General features: G+C 29.7%; 20 protein-coding genes. 16 read left to right on the forward strand and 4 right to left on the reverse strand.

Features of this window, described 5'->3' with window-relative positions:
• Window positions 1-218 precede the first annotated feature (218 nt).
• Complete coding sequence (locus ATCC9714_RS01955; protein ID WP_021129129.1) at window positions 219-893, reverse strand: nitrite/sulfite reductase domain-containing protein; 675 nt, start codon at window positions 891-893, stop codon at window positions 219-221.
• Between the two features lie 208 nt (window positions 894-1,101).
• Here ATCC9714_RS01955 and ATCC9714_RS01960 point away from each other — a divergent pair, with 208 nt between their 5' ends.
• Window positions 1,102-2,364, forward strand: coding sequence for an HlyC/CorC family transporter (locus ATCC9714_RS01960; protein WP_038293560.1), 1,263 nt, complete (start codon window positions 1,102-1,104; stop codon window positions 2,362-2,364).
• A gap of 175 nt (window positions 2,365-2,539) precedes the next feature.
• Window positions 2,540-3,766 (forward strand): peptidase T, encoded by a 1,227-nt coding sequence (gene pepT / locus ATCC9714_RS01965; RefSeq protein ID WP_054631696.1) that lies wholly within the window; start codon window positions 2,540-2,542, stop codon window positions 3,764-3,766.
• A 45-nt stretch (window positions 3,767-3,811) separates the two neighbouring features.
• On the opposite strand, the gene yfcE is transcribed toward pepT, so the two are convergent.
• Both yfcE and ATCC9714_RS01975 read right to left on the reverse strand, forming a co-directional pair.
• On the reverse strand, window positions 3,812-4,369 hold the full coding sequence (gene yfcE / locus ATCC9714_RS01970) for a phosphodiesterase (RefSeq protein WP_021125093.1): 558 nt from the start codon (window positions 4,367-4,369) through the stop codon (window positions 3,812-3,814).
• 18 nt (window positions 4,370-4,387) lie between these two features.
• On the reverse strand, window positions 4,388-5,188 hold the full coding sequence (locus ATCC9714_RS01975; RefSeq protein WP_054631979.1) for an NAD(+)/NADH kinase: 801 nt from the start codon (window positions 5,186-5,188) through the stop codon (window positions 4,388-4,390).
• 149 nt (window positions 5,189-5,337) lie between these two features.
• Here ATCC9714_RS01975 and ATCC9714_RS01980 point away from each other — a divergent pair, with 149 nt between their 5' ends.
• Window positions 5,338-6,240 (forward strand): RluA family pseudouridine synthase, encoded by a 903-nt coding sequence (locus tag ATCC9714_RS01980; protein ID WP_057574319.1) that lies wholly within the window; start codon window positions 5,338-5,340, stop codon window positions 6,238-6,240.
• Between the two features lie 11 nt (window positions 6,241-6,251).
• Window positions 6,252-7,256 carry a nucleoid-associated protein gene (locus ATCC9714_RS01985; protein WP_057544341.1) on the forward strand — a complete coding sequence of 335 codons (1,005 nt, stop codon included), beginning with the start codon at window positions 6,252-6,254 and terminating at the stop codon, window positions 7,254-7,256.
• A 31-nt stretch (window positions 7,257-7,287) separates the two neighbouring features.
• Here the strand turns inward: ATCC9714_RS01985 and acpP are convergent, their stop codons facing one another.
• Window positions 7,288-7,515, reverse strand: coding sequence for an acyl carrier protein (gene acpP, locus ATCC9714_RS01990; RefSeq protein ID WP_021125085.1), 228 nt, complete (start codon window positions 7,513-7,515; stop codon window positions 7,288-7,290).
• A gap of 150 nt (window positions 7,516-7,665) precedes the next feature.
• Between acpP and ATCC9714_RS01995 the strand changes: the two genes are divergently transcribed.
• The 12 genes from ATCC9714_RS01995 to ATCC9714_RS02050 all read left to right on the forward strand — a co-directional run bounded on the left by ATCC9714_RS01995 (window position 7,666) and on the right by ATCC9714_RS02050 (window position 17,643).
• Window positions 7,666-8,097, forward strand: a complete 432-nt coding sequence (locus ATCC9714_RS01995) for a hypothetical protein (protein ID WP_021129122.1) — start codon at window positions 7,666-7,668, stop codon at window positions 8,095-8,097.
• Window positions 8,098-8,141: 44 nt separating this feature from the next.
• Entirely contained in the window at window positions 8,142-8,348 is a 207-nt protein-coding gene (locus tag ATCC9714_RS02000; protein WP_021125083.1) for a twin-arginine translocase TatA/TatE family subunit, read from the forward strand.
• 221 nt (window positions 8,349-8,569) lie between these two features.
• On the forward strand, window positions 8,570-8,782 hold the full coding sequence (locus tag ATCC9714_RS02005; protein ID WP_021125082.1) for a hypothetical protein: 213 nt from the start codon (window positions 8,570-8,572) through the stop codon (window positions 8,780-8,782).
• A gap of 159 nt (window positions 8,783-8,941) precedes the next feature.
• Window positions 8,942-9,118, forward strand: a complete 177-nt coding sequence (locus ATCC9714_RS02010) for a hypothetical protein (RefSeq protein ID WP_021125081.1) — start codon at window positions 8,942-8,944, stop codon at window positions 9,116-9,118.
• Window positions 9,119-9,164: 46 nt separating this feature from the next.
• Window positions 9,165-9,338 carry a hypothetical protein gene (locus tag ATCC9714_RS02015; protein WP_021125080.1) on the forward strand — a complete coding sequence of 58 codons (174 nt, stop codon included), beginning with the start codon at window positions 9,165-9,167 and terminating at the stop codon, window positions 9,336-9,338.
• Between the two features lie 132 nt (window positions 9,339-9,470).
• Window positions 9,471-9,674, forward strand: coding sequence for a membrane protein (locus ATCC9714_RS02020; RefSeq protein ID WP_021125079.1), 204 nt, complete (start codon window positions 9,471-9,473; stop codon window positions 9,672-9,674).
• Between the two features lie 167 nt (window positions 9,675-9,841).
• The gene (locus ATCC9714_RS02025) at window positions 9,842-10,855 is read left to right on the forward strand and encodes a LacI family DNA-binding transcriptional regulator (RefSeq protein WP_057544342.1); all 1,014 of its coding nucleotides are present in this window, start codon (window positions 9,842-9,844) and stop codon (window positions 10,853-10,855) included.
• Between the two features lie 194 nt (window positions 10,856-11,049).
• Window positions 11,050-12,615 carry a histidine ammonia-lyase gene (hutH, locus tag ATCC9714_RS02030; RefSeq protein WP_021129119.1) on the forward strand — a complete coding sequence of 522 codons (1,566 nt, stop codon included), beginning with the start codon at window positions 11,050-11,052 and terminating at the stop codon, window positions 12,613-12,615.
• A 24-nt stretch (window positions 12,616-12,639) separates the two neighbouring features.
• Window positions 12,640-14,685, forward strand: coding sequence for a urocanate hydratase (locus ATCC9714_RS02035; protein ID WP_057544343.1), 2,046 nt, complete (start codon window positions 12,640-12,642; stop codon window positions 14,683-14,685).
• 68 nt (window positions 14,686-14,753) lie between these two features.
• Window positions 14,754-15,647 (forward strand): glutamate formimidoyltransferase, encoded by an 894-nt coding sequence (gene ftcD / locus ATCC9714_RS02040; RefSeq protein WP_021129117.1) that lies wholly within the window; start codon window positions 14,754-14,756, stop codon window positions 15,645-15,647.
• Between the two features lie 4 nt (window positions 15,648-15,651).
• Window positions 15,652-16,938 carry an imidazolonepropionase gene (hutI, locus tag ATCC9714_RS02045; RefSeq protein ID WP_054631858.1) on the forward strand — a complete coding sequence of 429 codons (1,287 nt, stop codon included), beginning with the start codon at window positions 15,652-15,654 and terminating at the stop codon, window positions 16,936-16,938.
• Window positions 16,939-16,989: 51 nt separating this feature from the next.
• Window positions 16,990-17,643 carry a cyclodeaminase/cyclohydrolase family protein gene (locus tag ATCC9714_RS02050; protein WP_054631859.1) on the forward strand — a complete coding sequence of 218 codons (654 nt, stop codon included), beginning with the start codon at window positions 16,990-16,992 and terminating at the stop codon, window positions 17,641-17,643.
• Window positions 17,644-17,660 lie beyond the last annotated feature (17 nt).

Here is a 17,660-nt window from a genome sequence, read left to right on the forward strand (position 1 = left end):
CACCTATACAAGGGGGGTATAGGTGATAAATAGGGGGGATAGAAATCTTTATATTTTCCGAACATACTTTAATTATTAACAAGTATCTAAATCTTATACTTATGATCTAAATACTTATTTTTATAAGAAAGATAAATTTTTATCTTTCTTAATGTCATTATATGAGTGAATATAAAGATTGTTACTATTTTCAACATAAATTAATAAAATTTTTATAACTAGTTTTTATAACAATCTAAATCAAAATTAGATATAAAGTTATCAAAACCAACCCTATCTATATAGGCCCCTAATCTTTCTTTTCCAGTTGCATTAGAAGCATAAACCTTTACTATTTCATCTACTAAATTAAGAACTTTTTCATCAGATACACCCATTATTAATTTATCTCCTAGACGAGGTAGAGTTCCACCTTTTCCTCCAACAAATACGCTCCAACCTTTAGGTGTTCCCATAAGACCTATATCTCTTGTATGATTATCTGAACAACTATTAGGACATCCACTAACACCTATTTTAAGTTTATTTGGAAGATTCATTCCATGATACCTATCATCTAATTTAAGGCCTATACTAACTGAATCTCTAAATGCTCTTTTGCAAAAAGTTGTACCAGGGCAGGTCTTTATACTTCTAACGCATAAACCAATGGCTGCTCCAGGCTTCATACCTAAATCTTGCCACGCAGAATCTATATCTTTCTCTTCAAGTCCTACTAATGCTATACGTTGAGCAGCTGTAATTTTTATAGCTTTAGCATTATATTTATCTGCAACATCAGCTAACTTTCTAAGTTGATCTGATGATATTAATCCAGCCGGAACGTGAGGGGCAATTGCATAAGTTTCCATATCTCTTTGAATAACTGCACCTTTATCTAATAAATCCTTCATAAAACACCTCCTAAAATATATAGATTTATTATGTGTAAATAAAAAAAATATATTATATATATGATATTTTTATGGGTAAGTGAACAATATAATAATGAGTATAAATTTGAGAAGTATCATTAACTACGGGAAGTTACCAATATGTTTCCAAATTTAAAAATACTATGATATAATTAATATAAAAAAGAAATTAGGAGTGTGGTAAGAATTGGGTTCGACCGAGGGTAGTATTATTATTCAAGTAGTGATATTAGCAATATTGCTTGTGTCTTCAGGATTTTTCTCTGCGTCAGAGACGGCTTTAATGTCACTTAGTAAGATAAGAATCAGACATATGCAAGAAGAAGATATTAAGGGATCAAAGTTAGTAGGAAAACTAACTGAAGATTCAGGGAAACTTTTAAGTTCGATATTAGTTGGAAATAATATTGTTAACATAGCAGCTACATCTTTATCAACATCGTTATTTATAACTATATTAAACGGGAGATCAGAAGCAGTTCCTGTCGCTACTGCAGTAATGACTATTTTAGTATTAATATTTGGGGAAATAACACCTAAAACAATAGCTGCAAATAATTCAGAAAAGGTAGCTATAGCAGTTTCTAAGCCTATAAAATTAATAATATGGATATTAACTCCAATCGTATGGATATTTAATATTATAACAAGTGTTATATTTAAGATATTTGGAATAAAAAGCAATATGGGTCAACCATATATAACTGAAGAAGAATTAAAAACAATGGTTAATGTCAGTCATGAAGAAGGAGTCTTAGAGATTGAAGAAAGACAAATCATAAATAATGTATTCCAATTTGGAGATATGCAGGCCAAAGAAGCTATGGTACAAAGACTAGATATGGTGTGTATAAATGCACAAGACAGTTATGAAGAGGTTATAAATCTTTTTAAAGAAGAACAGTTTAGTAGAATGCCTGTTTATGAAGAATCAGTTGATGATATAATTGGAATAGTTAATATAAAAGATGTAATATTTTTAAGTGAAGATGAAATAAATAATTTTGATATTAGAAATTATGTTAGAGAAGCATTCTTTACTTATGAATTTAAGAAGATAACTGAATTACTTGAAGAGATGAAAAAAGATAAAAGTCAGATGGCTATAGTTGTTGATGAATATGGTGGTACATCGGGACTTATAACTATAGAAGATTTAGTTGAAGAAATCGTTGGAGAAATAGAAGACGAGTACGACGAAGAAGATGAAGATATTCAAGTAATAAAAGAAGATGAGTATATAATTGATGGTGGCAAAAAAATATCTGAGGTTAATGAACTTATAGGAACTAACTTAGAATCTGAAGAATTTGATTCTATAGGAGGTTTTATAATTGGATACTTAAAAAGATTGCCAGAAGAAAATGAAGTTATTGAAGTTGATAATGTAAGATTTTGCATAGAAGGTTTAGATAAAAATAGAATTAAGAAAATTAGAGTTTTTACATAAGGTGCTAAATTAGCACCTTTTTTTATGTTCAATTAAATATTTAACATTAAAAAAATTTTACATTAGTTTGTTTGATAAATTTACTGTAAAGTATTATAATTAAAGCGTATTCCTTTAGTTATAAAAGATGGATATACGACAATTAAATCAAAAATATTATGGAGGAACTTTTGCTATGAAGGAAAAAGTATTAGAAAGATTTTTAAAATATGTAACATTTGATACAACAGCAGATCCTAAAAACTCAAACTGCCCATCAAGCGAAGGACAAAGAGTATTTGCTAAATACATAGTTGAAGAATTAAAGGCATTAGGTCTTGAAGATGCTAATGTTGATGAGAACAGTTATGTTATGGCTACATTAAAAGGAAATGTAGAAGGAGTTCCTACTGTAGGATTTATATCTCACCTAGATACAGCTCCAGATGTAACAGGTAAAAATGTAAAACCTAGAATAGTTAAGAACTATGATGGAAAAGATATAGTTTTAAATGAGGAGTTAAATGTTGTAACATCTCCTAAAGATTATCCAGAAATGGAAACTTTAATAGGAGAAGATGTAATAGTAACAGATGGAACTACTTTACTAGGAGCAGATGATAAAGCTGGTATAGCTGAAATAGTAACAGCTATAGAATATTTAGTAAATCATCCAGAAATAAAACATGGAGATATAAAAATAGGATTTACTCCAGATGAAGAAGTTGGTAGAGGAGCAAACTTATTCGATGTTGAAAAATTTGGAGCTAAATACGCATATACTATGGATGGTGGAATAGTTGGTGAACTTCAATATGAAAACTTCAATGCAGCAGCAGCTACAATAACTATACAAGGTAGAAATGTGCATCCAGGTAGTGCAAAAAATAAATTAGTTAATGCACTACATATAGCTGCAGAAATATCTGAAATGTTCCCAGCAAATGAAAGACCTGAGACAACAGAAGGTTATGAAGGATTCTATCATTTAAATGACATAAATGGAAACGTAGAAAAAGCATCTATGGTTTATATAATAAGAGACCATGATAAGAATAAATTTGAAGAAAGAAAATCATTTATGAGAGAGGTTGTAGAAAAAGTAAATGAAAAATACAACGGTAGAATAACTCTTGACTTAAATGATCAATATTATAACATGAAAGAAAAAGTAGAGCCTGTTAAATTTGTAGTTGATATAGTAGATGAAGCTATGAAAGAAACAGGAATAACTCCAATAATAGTGCCAATAAGAGGTGGTACAGATGGAGCTAGATTATCATTTATGGGATTACCTTGTCCTAACATATTTACAGGAGGATTAAACTTCCACAGTAAAAATGAATGTATACCAGTTTCAGCAATGGAAAAAGGGGCTAAATTAATAGTTAAGATAGCTGAAAAGTACACAAACTTAAAATAATAAAAATAAAAAATGAACTCTAGTTTTAGAGTTCATTTTTTATTTTTATAAATTTATTATTTCCTTTGAATTAATATCTATTAGGTTTATTTCTAAATCTAATTCATCATGATTTTCTGTTATATCTATTATTGCTACTGAATGAGAGCCATCTTTTGGAATAGATGTACTTCCTGGGTTTAATACTATTAAATGTTCATCGATAAAAAGTTCTTTTACATGAGTATGACCAAGAATAAGTATATCTGCACCCATAGATTTTGCTTTTTTTATAGTTTCTTCTTTTGAGTCTACATATCCATGGTTTATTAAAATTCTAGTTTCACCAAACTGACTTAGAACATAAGGTCCTTGAATTGGATGATTTATAACCATTTGATCAACATCAGCATCACAATTTCCTCTAGCTATAAGTATATTATCCAGGTTATTAATTTTACTTATAACGCCTTTAGGGTCATATCCTTTAGGTAAATCATTTCTAGGACCATGATATAAAACATCACCTGCATGAAGTAAAATGTCACAATCTGATAAAGTATCTAATGCTTTTTCAAAGTAAGGTAAACTACCATGAGTATCACTCATTACACCTATTTTCATAAAGGCACCTCCAAAATATTATAAAAATTTATCTGAAACTCTACTCCAAAATTCGTAGTTCACAAGCCTGACAAGTTTCACATACACATCTGAAGTTGTAATTGAAATATTAGTTATTTTTTCTAATCTATATTCTACACCATCAACAACTATTAATAAAGCATCCTCAAACCTGTACTCAGGATAAATTCCAATTACAGCATCGTGAGGAAAAATTATGCTTGAAGTAAAACATCTATATGCATTTGTATTAATAGGGTGAAGTGGAGTTAATTGCATAAGTTTTAAGCTAGGATCAACAATACTACCACCTGCAGCATAATTATATGCAGTTGATCCAGTAGGGGTAGAAATCAAAAGTCCATCTCCACTAAAATTTTGAATATGTTTATTATTTACATTTAAATTCAGATGTATAGTTCTAGATTTATCGCCCTTTATAACAACATCATTAACTGCATACATGTCTACACAACTTCCCATTGTACATACAGTAGCTTGTATAAGAGGAATATCTTGCAGTATAAAATTATTGTTTTTGTAATCATCAATGAATCTATCGATAAAGTCAGGATAAACATCAGTAAAAAAACCTAAATGTCCTGTATTTATACCTAAAATAGGAATTTCAGGATAATCAAAATCATGGACGGTTTTTAAAAAAGACCCATCTCCCCCAATAGATATTATAAGCTCTGAATTAGGATCGAAACTATAAGTAACGTGAAATCCAGCTTCTATGAGCTTAGCAGTCAGTATTTTTCTAGTTTTTATAGATACATCCAGTGAATTTGAATTTATCGTTATTGTTCTTTTCATATCCCCACCTCTTTACCTTTGTATTATAACATAATTTAAAAAACAATTGATACCCTAGTAAATACCAAGTGGAAAATAAAAGGTCTTATCTAATTTTTAAAAATAGTATAAAATAGATAATGTTATTATAAATGAAAGTAGGTGCCAGTTTGTTCAAAAAAGAAGAACAAAAATATAATATAATATCTTATACAAGTGAAGAAAATTCAACATTGAAATCTATTTTACTAGATAAATTAAATTTTTCTGTAAGATCTTTATCTAAAATGAAAAGAGAACAATCTGTTTTAGTTAATGGAAAATTTAAAAAACCTAGTGTAAATATAGAAAAAGGTGATTTAATAGAAGTTAAAATAAATGAAGAGATGGCTAATTTTATTCAACAAGATTTAAATTTAGACATAATTTATGATGATTTTGATTTAATAATGGTTAACAAACCACCTTTTATGGTAGTTCATCCAACTAAAAGTCATGTTGATAACACTATTGCTAATGGAGTTACAGATTATATAACTAAAAAAGGTGAAAAAGTTAAAATAAGATTTGTAAATAGATTGGATATGAATACTTCTGGGCTTGTTATTGTCGCAAAAAATGCATATGCGCATCATACTTTATCAACTGATATGAGTAACAATAAGGTAGAGAAGAAGTATATAACAATTGTTAAAGGAATTTTAGAAAATGATTTTGGTACTATAGATGAACCTATATATAGACCAGAAGAAGATAGTATAAAGAGAATTGTGGATGAGAGAGGACAAAGGTCAGTTACTCATTATAAAGTTTTACAAAGATTAAATGATGCAACTGTTTTAGAAGTCAGGTTAGAAACAGGAAGAACACATCAAATAAGAGTTCACATGAACTACATTGGACATGGAATAATAGGAGATGAACTGTATGGATACGTTGATGAAAGTTTAATCAATAGACAGGCTCTGCATGCGTATAGTTTAGAATTTAACCAGCCAAGAACAAAAGAAAATTTAAGTTTTATAGCTGAGATTCCAGATGATATGAAAAAATTGATAGAAAAATTAAAATAGAGGTGAAAAAAATGATAATACATAAGTTTATAGTACATGTACTAGATAAAAATAGTGAAGTACCTATACTAAATGATTTTGAAGGAAAAGTAAGTCAAGAAGTAGACAAATTTTTTCAAAAAATAATTAAAAGAGTGAGTAAGGATGATGATTTAAGAAAAGGTATATTTAAAGATTATGAAAACAATGTAGTGAAAAATTGTTGTGAGCAAATAATCTATGATGAAAGTACATTTTTAGAAAACTCAAAAGAGATAGCTGCATATTTATTTGATGTTATGAAAATCAATGCAGAGTTAGAATCTTGCGACTTAGCTATTTGTTTATATACAGTTAAAGATGAAAAATATGTAGGTATATTAAAATTAGATTATAAAAGACTATATACTCATTCAATAGAGTTTATAGATGATAAGTTTAATATACAAATGGTTCCTAATGAAATTGGGATACCTGAAACTCAAAGACAAAAGCAATGTGCTATTGTAGGACTAACAGGTATGAATGATGAATATCATCTAAGACTTTTAGATAAGGATGCAGAAAAAGAAGAGTTAGAGTCTAAATTCATAAATGGATTTTTAAATGCTGAAAAAATAGTTGATGATAAGCATAAGACTAAGGTATTTAAAAATAGTGCCGAAACTTGGATAACAAATGCTTTAGCTAACGATATAAAACAAGCTGAAGATGTAAGAAGTGTACTAAATTATACTCTTAAAGAAAAAGAAGAAATAGATTTAGAGGACTTTGTTGAAAAATCTATCGATAATAATGACTTAAAAGAAAGTTTTAAAGAGCATATGGAAGAAAAGGGAATAGGCTCAACATTTAATATAGATAAACAATGGGTAGAGAAAAAACTTAAGAAAAGAAGTATAAAGACAGATACTGGATTTGATATAAAAGCAGATTTAAATGATTTTGAGGATCCTATGAAGTATAGTGTAAAGCAAAATTCTGATGGAAGTATTGATATAACTATAAAAAATGTAAAATTCTATGAGGAAAAATAAAAAAAACCGAGTTAATAAACTCGGTTTTTTTTTATTTATGAGCTTCTATGAAGTTGCATATATCACCTATACATTTAAAGTTTTCAGCTTCTTCATCTGGTATTTCTATACCATACTCATCCTCTAAAGCCATTATAACTTCTACAGCATCTAAAGAATCAGCTTCTAAATCTTCAGTTAAAGATGTATTTAAAGTTATAGTGTTTAGGTCATCAATGCCTAATTGCTCAGCTATTATTTCCCTAACTCTTTCAAACATAGTAGACCTCCTAAAAAAATAAATTCATATTTTAATTGTAGTTTAATATAAGCTGTGAAATTTTTCAATATTAAATTCATATAAATTTTAGAATAAATAAACAAAACAAGCATATATATTTATATACATAAAAACACAGGAGGAATGGATATGAAGTATATAGGTTTATTAGCATCATCTATTTGTGTCGTAGTTGTGCTATTAATAAACTCATATTACAACATCATAAACTTAGATATACAAAAGATTAGCTCATATGTAATAGAATGTAATATGATATTAGAAGATTACATATCAAATGAAGAAAAGGTATTAAATAATAATGAAGAGTACATATCAAGATTATTAAATCTTAAAAACTGCATAAAAGACACTAAAACATCATTTTTTACAGCTAAGTATAAAAACTACAAAATAAAATCTATCGAAAGTTTAGTAAATAGCATTTCAGAAGATGAAAATAGAAGTAAACACTTGGATTTGGTAAAAAAATTCAATAACTTATCAGAAGATGAATTAGATAGTTTATTAGACAAGAATTTATTACAAGTAACATATTTATCTACCCGTGCATATGAATAAATAAGGAAAACTAAAGTTTTCCAACACTTAAAGGGGGTAACCATATGTCAAAACTAGATAAACTTTTGAGAAGTTTTGGATGTGGATGTAATTCACCATTTGGAGGATCAAGTTTACTAATAATAGCAGTTGTTGTTTTTCTATTATTAGGAACAGATTTACTTGATAACTTCTTCTGTGATGATAACTCATGGATATGGATAATACTGATAATCCTTTTATTATTCAATTTTGATGATGGATGTTGTTAAAAAAAGCTCTTATAAGAGCTTTTTTTTATTTATAAAATTAAATGTTAATAAAAATTTATATTTATAAAAAAAAATAATAATATAGTAACCGTTTTTTTCAATTCCCATAATATAAATTAAGAGTATGAGCAGTTGAGATATGACTTCTATAAATATTTTTTAAATATGGGTTAGTCAAATTTCAGGAAGGTTTTGGCAATCCAAAAAAATAGGGGGTAAATATGGGCACTTTAAGTAGATTATTTGGTGGAGATGGATTCTTCTGCGGTGGAGCATGGTGGATAATAGTACTATTCTTCTTATTCTTGGCATTCCAAGAATGTTGGGCAGATATATGTATAACGGACTGGATTCCATTTTTAATATTACTTCTTATTGTTTGTTCATGTGGATTAGACGGCGGATGTGGTGATGACTTCGAGTGTGGATGCTAATTAAAATAAAAAGGCTACTCTTTGAGTAGCCTTTTTTGTGTCTAATAGATTTAAGATTTTAAGAAAAAATAATAATTTTATTATCAAAATCTCAACCACATGCATAGTATATTTTAAGAGCGAAAGCTCAAAAATTTAATCATCTCAGGAGGTAACACAATGTTAGATAGACTATTTGGTAATGATGGATGTTTTGGAGGAGGAGCATGGTGGATAATAGTACTATTCTTCTTATTCTTAGCATTTGGTGATTGTTGGGAAGAGCTAGACATATGTGCATGGATACCTTTCTTAATAGTTTTATTAATATTATGTAGTTGTGGTGGATGCTTCTAGTTACAACTAAATAATTTAAAGAAATTGACATCAGGAGGAAAGCAAAATGTTAGAAAGATTATTTGGCGATGAAGGGTTCGCAGGCTGTGGATGGATAATCATAGTACTATTTTTCTTATTCTTAGCATTTGGCGATTGCTGGGAAGAATTAGATATATGTGCATGGATACCTTTCTTAATAGTTTTATTAATATTAATTAGCTGCGAAGGTTGGTTTTAATTAATACAAGAGTAGCCTAGTGATAAAAAATAAAAAGTAACAAATGTATATATATATTCATATTATATAAAATAGTTAGCTATCAAAGTTAACTATATAAGCAATGATAAGTTGAAATTAGGAGGTAAGTATATGTTAACTAGATTTTTCGGTGAAGACGGATGCTTTGGTGGAGGAGCATGGTGGATAATAGTACTATTCTTCTTATTCTTAGCATTTGGTGAGACTTGGGTAGACATAGATATAATGGCATGGATACCTTTCTTAATATTATTATTAATAACTTGCTGTTGTGCAGGATTCTTTGATGGAGACGACGGTTGTGGGTGCTGTTAATTAATAAATAATACAAGAAAAAATAACACGTCAGCTTAAGCTGGCGTGTTATTTTTTGTCGAAACATATTTAAATAGTTATAAAATTATGATAAAATTAATTTTTACACAGACTAAAGAATAGATTTCATAAAATATAGTAAGAATTAAGATAAGGAGGAATGCTAAATGAAAACTAATGTAACAATAAAAGATGTAGCTAAGAAAGCAGGCGTTTCTATATCTACAGTATCAAGAGTTATAAATGATTCTAAGCCAGTTACAGACGAAGTTAAACAAAAGGTATTAGATGTTATAAAGGAAACGGGATATGTGCCAAACCCATTAGCAAGAAGCTTAGTAACTAAAAAAAGTCAATTAATAGGGGTTATAATTCCAGAAGTATCTGATTCTTTTGTAAGTGAGTTAGTTAATGGGATAGAAGAAGTTGCAAAAATGTATGACTATGATATATTATTAGCAAACACATACTCAGACAAGGAACAAGAACTAAAAAGTATAAACTTACTAAGAGCTAAGCAAGTAGAAGGTATAGTAATGATGTCTTGGAAAGTAGATGAAGAGCATTTAGAGTTTATACAAAACTGTAGAATACCAGCTGTATATGTAAGTAAAACAGCAAGAAACTATGATGTATATTCTGTAAGTATAAGTAATACAAATGCAACATATGATATGACAAAGTATTTAATAGACAAAGGTCATAAAAAAATATCTTTCATAATGACTAGTGAAGATGATACAGTTTTAGAAGCAGAAAGATACTTAGGATTTGAAAAAGCTATGAAAGATAATAACTTAGAAATAGATAAATCCTTAGTAAAAAATGCAGGAACTACATATGACTATGGATATGAAAAGATGAAAGAAATACTAGATGAAGGTAATGTACCAGAAGCAGTATTTGTTACAGGTGATGAAGCTGCAATAGGTGCTTTAAATGCTATTTGTGATGCAGGATATAGAGTTCCTGAGGATATATCAGTGGCTGGATTTAATGATGCCAAAATAGCTGCTATGTATAGACCAAAGTTAACTACAGTTCATCAGCCATTATATGATATGGGAGCTGTAGCGATAAGAATGGTAATAAAAATGATTGATAAAGAAGTTTTAGAAAATAAAAAGGTAGAACTTCCATATAGAATAGTTGAAAGAGAAAGTGTTATAGATAGACATTAATAAAAAATAAAAAGCATGTAATCATTTAGATGACATGCTTTTTATTTTTTATTATCTAGATTAAATTATATATAAAATTTTAATAATATATAATTTAAATAAAGGAAATTAATTTGATACATAGAAGCTATTTTAAAGACTTTTATTTTAGTTTAATTTTTATTTTTTTATTTTTATATATAGGGGGAAAACAAATGAATAAAGTAATTATAGATGGAAGAGATTTAACTATAGAAGATGTAGTTAATGTTTCTAGAAATGGATATGGAGTAGAATTAAGTGAGGAAGTAATAAAAAAAGTTAAGTTAGCTAGAGATTTAGTTGATAAATATGTAGATGAGCAAAAAGTAGTTTATGGAATAACTACAGGATTTGGAAAATTTTCTGATGTAGTTATATCCAAAGAAGAAACTCACGATTTACAAAGAAATTTAATTATAAGCCATGCTTGTGGAGTCGGAAATCCCTTTGATGAAGATATAGTAAGAGCTATAATGTTACTTAGAGTTAACAATTTATCAAAAGGATATTCTGGAGTTAGAATAGAGACATTAAACACATTAATAAATATGATAAATAATAATGTATGCCCAGTAATACCGGAAAAAGGGTCATTGGGAGCATCAGGAGATTTAGCTCCTTTAGCACATATGGTTCTTACTATGATAGGTGAAGGAGAGGCAATATACAATGGAAAAAGGATGACATCATCAGAAGCTATGAAATTAGCTGGTGTAGAAATACTACCAGAGCTTTCATCAAAAGAAGGACTAGCTCTTATAAATGGAACTCAAGTTATGACTGCAGTAGGAGCACTTACAACTTATGATGCTATGAATTTATTGAAAACAGCAGATATAGCACTATCAATGACTATGGAATCTTTAAATGGAATTACGTGTGCAATGGACGAGAGGGTTCATTTAGTAAGAGCTCATAGGGGTCAAATAAATACAGCTAAGAATGTATTAGATATATTAACTGGAAGTGAGATGACCACTAAACAAGGTGATTTGAGGGTACAAGATGCATATTCTATTAGATGTTCACCACAAATACATGGAGCTAGTAAAGATGCTATAGAGTATGTAAAAAATAAAATAAATATAGAAATCAATTCAGTAACAGACAATCCAATAATATTCCCAGAACAAGAAGACGTAATATCAGGTGGAAATTTCCACGGACAACCAATGGCTTTAAGTTTTGACTTTTTAGGAATAGCATTATCAGAAATAGCCAACATATCAGAAAGAAGACTAGAAAGATTAGTAAATCCCACATTAAGTAACGGACTGCCAGCATTTTTAATTAAAAACGGAGGAGTTAACTCAGGTTTTATGATTGTACAATATAGTGCTGCAGCATTAGTTTCAGAAAATAAAGTTTTAGCCCATCCAGCAAGTGTAGATTCAATACCATCATCAGCAAACCAAGAGGACCATGTATCTATGGGAACCATAGCAGCTAGAAAAGCGAGAGAAATAATGAAAAATACTAGAAATGTTTTAGCTATGGAGCTTTTAGCAGCTACACAAGCTATAGATTTAAGAGGAAAGAAAAAATTGGGTATAGGTACAGAGGCTGCATATAATGTTTTAAGAAAATACACAAATTTTATAGAAGAAGATTTGGTTATGTATAAAGAGATAAATAAGTGTGAAGAAATTGTAAAAGAAAACTTAGTAGTAGAAGCAGTTGAGAAATCACTAGAATTTGAACTACTTGTAAATGAAGAAATAGCTTTAAGTGAAATATAAGGGGATAAAAGGGAGAGATAGTTTATGATTACTTTAGAGAAATCTGTAAATTTTACAAATGAAGATATAAAAAATTCTATGACTATAAAATTAGATACTATACCAAATAAAACACCTAAATTTTTAGAAGGAATAAGAAGAGCTCCAAAGAGAGAATCGAAGTTGTCGCAATCAGATATAAAACTAGCATTAAATAATGCATTAAGATATATACCAGAAGAATATCATGAAGAATTAGCTCCAGAATTCTTAAATGAACTTATGACAACAGGAAGAATATATGGATATAGATTTAGACCAGAGGGAAGCATCAAGGCTAAATCTATAGATGAATACAAGGGGAGATGTATAGAAGCTAAGGCATTTCAAGTTATGATAGATAATAATCTAGATTTTGATATAGCATTGTATCCATATGAGCTTGTTACATATGGAGAAACGGGACAAGTTTTTCAAAATTGGATGCAATATTTGCTAGTAAAAAAATATTTAGAAGCAGTAAATCAAGACCAGACACTAGTAATACAATCAGGTCATCCTGTAGGGTTATTTAAATCGAAGCCAGATGCTCCAAGGGTAATAATAACAAATGGATTGATGGTAGGTTTATTTGATAACCAAGAAGAATGGAAAAGGGCAGCTGCTATAGGTGTATCAAATTATGGACAAATGACAGCAGGAGGCTGGATGTATATAGGGCCTCAAGGAATTGTTCATGGAACGTATTCAACCTTACTAAACGCGGGAAGACTGATACTAGGAATACCAGAAAAAGACGATTTAGCTGGAAAGTTATTTGTAACTTCAGGACTTGGAGGAATGAGTGGTGCTCAGGGAAAAGCGGTAGAGATTGCAGGAGGAGTTGGAATAATAGCTGAGGTTGATTATTCTAGGATTGAGACTAGATATACTCAAGGATGGGTAAGTAAGGTTGCAAAGACTTGTGAAGAGGCATATGAGATGGCTAAATTATATATGGATAAAAAAGATCCATGTGCAATAGCATACCATGGAAATGTTGTAGACTTGCTTCAATATGCGATAGATAATGATATACATATAGACTTATTATCAGATCAAACATCATGTCATGCTGTTTACGATGGAGGTTATTGTCCGCAAGGTATAAACTTTGAAGAAAGGACTTATCTTTTAGCTAACAATAAAGAAAAGTTTGTTGATATGGTAGATAATACTTTAAGAAATCATTTCAAGGTTATTAAAGAATTAACTAGCAGAGGAAGTTATTTCTTTGATTATGGCAACAGCTTTATGAAAGCTGTTTATGATGCAGGGTGTAGAGAAATATCTAAAAACGGAATAGATGAAAAAGATGGATTTATATTTCCATCATATGTTGAAGACATATTAGGGCCTCAATTATTTGATTATGGATATGGTCCATTTAGATGGGTTTGTTTAAGTGGAAAAAAAGAAGATCTAATAAAAACAGATAAGATGGCAATGGATTGTATAAACCCAAACAGAAGATATCAAGATAGGGACAACTGGATATGGATAAGAGATGCAGAAAAAAATGGTTTAGTAGTGGGATCTCAAGCTAGAATATTATATCAAGATGCCATAGGAAGAACTAATATAGCACTTAAGTTTAATGAAATGGTAAGAAAAGGTGAAATAGGGCCTGTTATGTTAGGAAGAGATCATCACGATGTATCAGGAACTGATTCTCCATTTAGAGAAACTTCTAATATAAAAGATGGAAGTAATATAATGGCAGATATGGCAACGCATTGCTTTGCAGGAAATGCAGCAAGGGGAATGAGCTTAATAGCTCTTCACAATGGAGGAGGCGTTGGTATAGGTAAATCAATAAATGGAGGCTTTGGGATGGTTCTTGATGGATCTCATAGAGTAGATGAAATACTTAGAACAGCTATGCCTTGGGATGTTATGGGGGGAGTTGCTAGACGTGCATGGGCTAGAAATGAAAACTCTATAACAACAGTTATGGAATATAACCAAATGTGTAAAGGCCAAGACCATATAACATTACCATACATAGTTGATGATGAGCTAATAGATAGTGTAATAGAAGGTAACAATTAAATTAATATATAGATAATAGACATATGGTTATTCTATAGAGATTTAATAATTTATAGGGGGGAATTAATATGGCTATAGTACAATGTGTACCTAATTTTAGTGAAGGTAGAGATTTAGAAAAAATAGAAAAAATAGTTAATCCACTTAGAGGAAAAGAAGGAGTTAAACTTCTAAACTATGAAGCTGATAAAGACTATAACAGAGTTGTAGTTACAGTTATAGGGGAACCTAAAGCAGTAAAAAAAGCAGTATTAGAGTCAATAGGAGTAGCTAAAGATGTGATTGACATGAATACGCACAAAGGCCAACACTCTAGATTTGGAGCAACAGATGTATGTCCTTTCATTCCAATAAAAGGCATGACAATGGAGGAAGCCGTAGATTTAGCTAAAGAGCTAGGTGAGGAAGTAGCTACAAAATATGAAATACCAGTGTTTTTATATGAAAGTGCTGCATTAAAACCAGAAAGAGAAAACTTAGCCACAGTTAGAAAAGGTGAATATGAAGGTTTGGATTCTAAATTAGAAAATCCTAATTGGAAACCGGATTTTGGAGATGCAAAAAAACATCCAACAGCAGGAGCAATTGCTATAGGTGCAAGAAAACCACTAATAGCATACAACATAAATTTAGACACTCCAAATATTGAAATAGCATCTAAAATAGCTAAGACTATAAGACAATCCAGTGGCGGATATAGATTTATCAAGGCTGGACCAGTAGAAATACCAGAAAGAGGTATAACTCAAGTTACTATGAATTTAACTGATTATACAAAAACTGCTATGTATAGGGCTTTTGAGGCAGTAAAAATGGAAGCAAAGAGATATGGTGTAAATGTAATGGGAAGCGAGATTGTAGGACTTTGTCCTATGGAAGCTTTAGTTGATTGTGCATCATATTACTTAGGTCTTGAAAATTTCTCTCTAGATAAAGTACTAGAGACTAGTTTAATGGAGTAGTGCTATGAGTGTAGATCTTATTATAAAAAATATAGGTAAACTAGCTACCATGAGGGGAAATTCTCCTCTCATAGGTAAAGCTATGAATGATATAGAAATACTTGAAAATGTATATATTGCAATAAAAGATGGAAAGTTTTATGAAATTGGAATAGATGATAATTATTTAAAATTAGTAAATGAAAATACTAAAATAAAGGATGCTCATAAAAAGCTAGTTACACCAGGGCTTATTGATGCTCATACTCATTTAGTTCATGGAGGAAGTAGAGAAAATGAATTTGCTAAAAAGATTGAAGGAGTTCCATACTTAGAAATATTAAAAAGCGGTGGTGGAATTTTAAGCACAGTCAAATCAACTAAGGAAGCAAGTTTTGAACAATTATACTTTAAAGCTAAAAATAGTCTAGATAGAATGCTTGAGTTAGGAGTAACTACAGTTGAGTCAAAAAGTGGATATGGATTAGAACTAGATACAGAAATAAAGCAATTAGAAGTAGCTAAAAAGCTAGATGAAGATCATGCTATAGATTTAGTTCATACTTTTTTAGGAGCGCATGCAGTTCCTTTAGAATACAAAGAAAATCCAGAAAAATTTGTTGAAATAATAATAAATGAAATGATGCCTAAAGTAAAAGATCTTGGGTTAGCTGAATTTTGTGATGTATTTTGTGAAGATTCAGTATTTAATATAGATCAAACTAGAAGAATATTTGAACATGCAAAAAATTTAGGATATAAATTAAAAATACATGCAGATGAAATTGTATCACTAGGTGGAGCAGAATTATCTGCTCAAATGGGGTGTATATCAGCAGATCATCTAATGGCAGCTAGTGATTATGGAATAGAATTAATGGCACAAAATGGAGTTATAGCTAACATTTTACCTGGAACTTCATTTAATTTAAATAAAGATTATGCAAATGCTAGAAAAATGATAGATTCTAATGTTGCAGTATCACTATCAAGTGACTATAACCCAGGAAGTTGTCCAAGTGAAAATCTACAATTTGTTATGCAGTTAGGGTGTTTAGGATTAAAAATGACACCAAATGAAGTTTTAAGTTCCGTGACTATAAATGCTGCCTGCGCTATAGATAGACAAAATGAAATAGGATCAATAGAGGTGGGGAAAAAAGCAGATTTAGTTATATTTGATGCACCTAATGTAGAGTATTTAATGTATCACTTTGGAATAAATCATGTATGCTCTGTATATAAAAATGGAAAGTTAGTAGTTGAAAATAAGCATATAGTTATAGAAGAATCTAACTGTGTATTTGGTTAATATTTGTTTTTATTTATCAAAAACTAAGAATATATTTAAGGAGAAATGTATATGAGATTAGTTGAAATGACTGTTGAAGATTTTTCAAAAGAAGTGGACTCTAATTCGCCAGCACCAGGAGGTGGATCGGTTGCAGCTTTAGCATCAAATATAGGGGTAAGTTTATCTAGAATGATGGCAAATTTAAGTTTTGGTAAGAAAAAATATGAAAGTTTAAGTGAAGATATAAGGCTAGAATTCACCGAAAAATTTAATAATTTAGGAGACATAAGAGAAGAATTAATAGAACTAGTAGATAAAGATACTGAGGCATTTGAAGAGTATATGAAAGCTTTAAAACTTCCTAAGGAAACTAGTGAAGAAAAAGAAGCAAGAAATATAGCTATAAAGTGTGCAACTATGTTTTCCATAGAGGTGCCCTTTAAAACAGCTACAAGGTCTTTAGAAGCATTAGAACTATTAAATTTCATAGCTAAATATGGAAACCAAAATGCAATAACCGATATAGGCGTAGGGACTTTACTTATATATAGTGGTATTGAAGGTGCTATTTTAAATGTTAAAGTAAACTTATTGGGATTAGAAGATGAAGAATTAATTAATGAGTATAGAACTAGATGCTTAGAAATTTTAGATAAAGCTAAATCTTTCAAAGAAAGTATAATTGAGGATATACATGAAAAATTAGAACCTGTAAAAGCATAAAAAATGTAACCTATTAA

It is taken from the genome of Paraclostridium sordellii (assembly GCF_000953675.1).
GTDB classification, from domain to species: domain Bacteria; phylum Bacillota; class Clostridia; order Peptostreptococcales; family Peptostreptococcaceae; genus Paraclostridium; species Paraclostridium sordellii.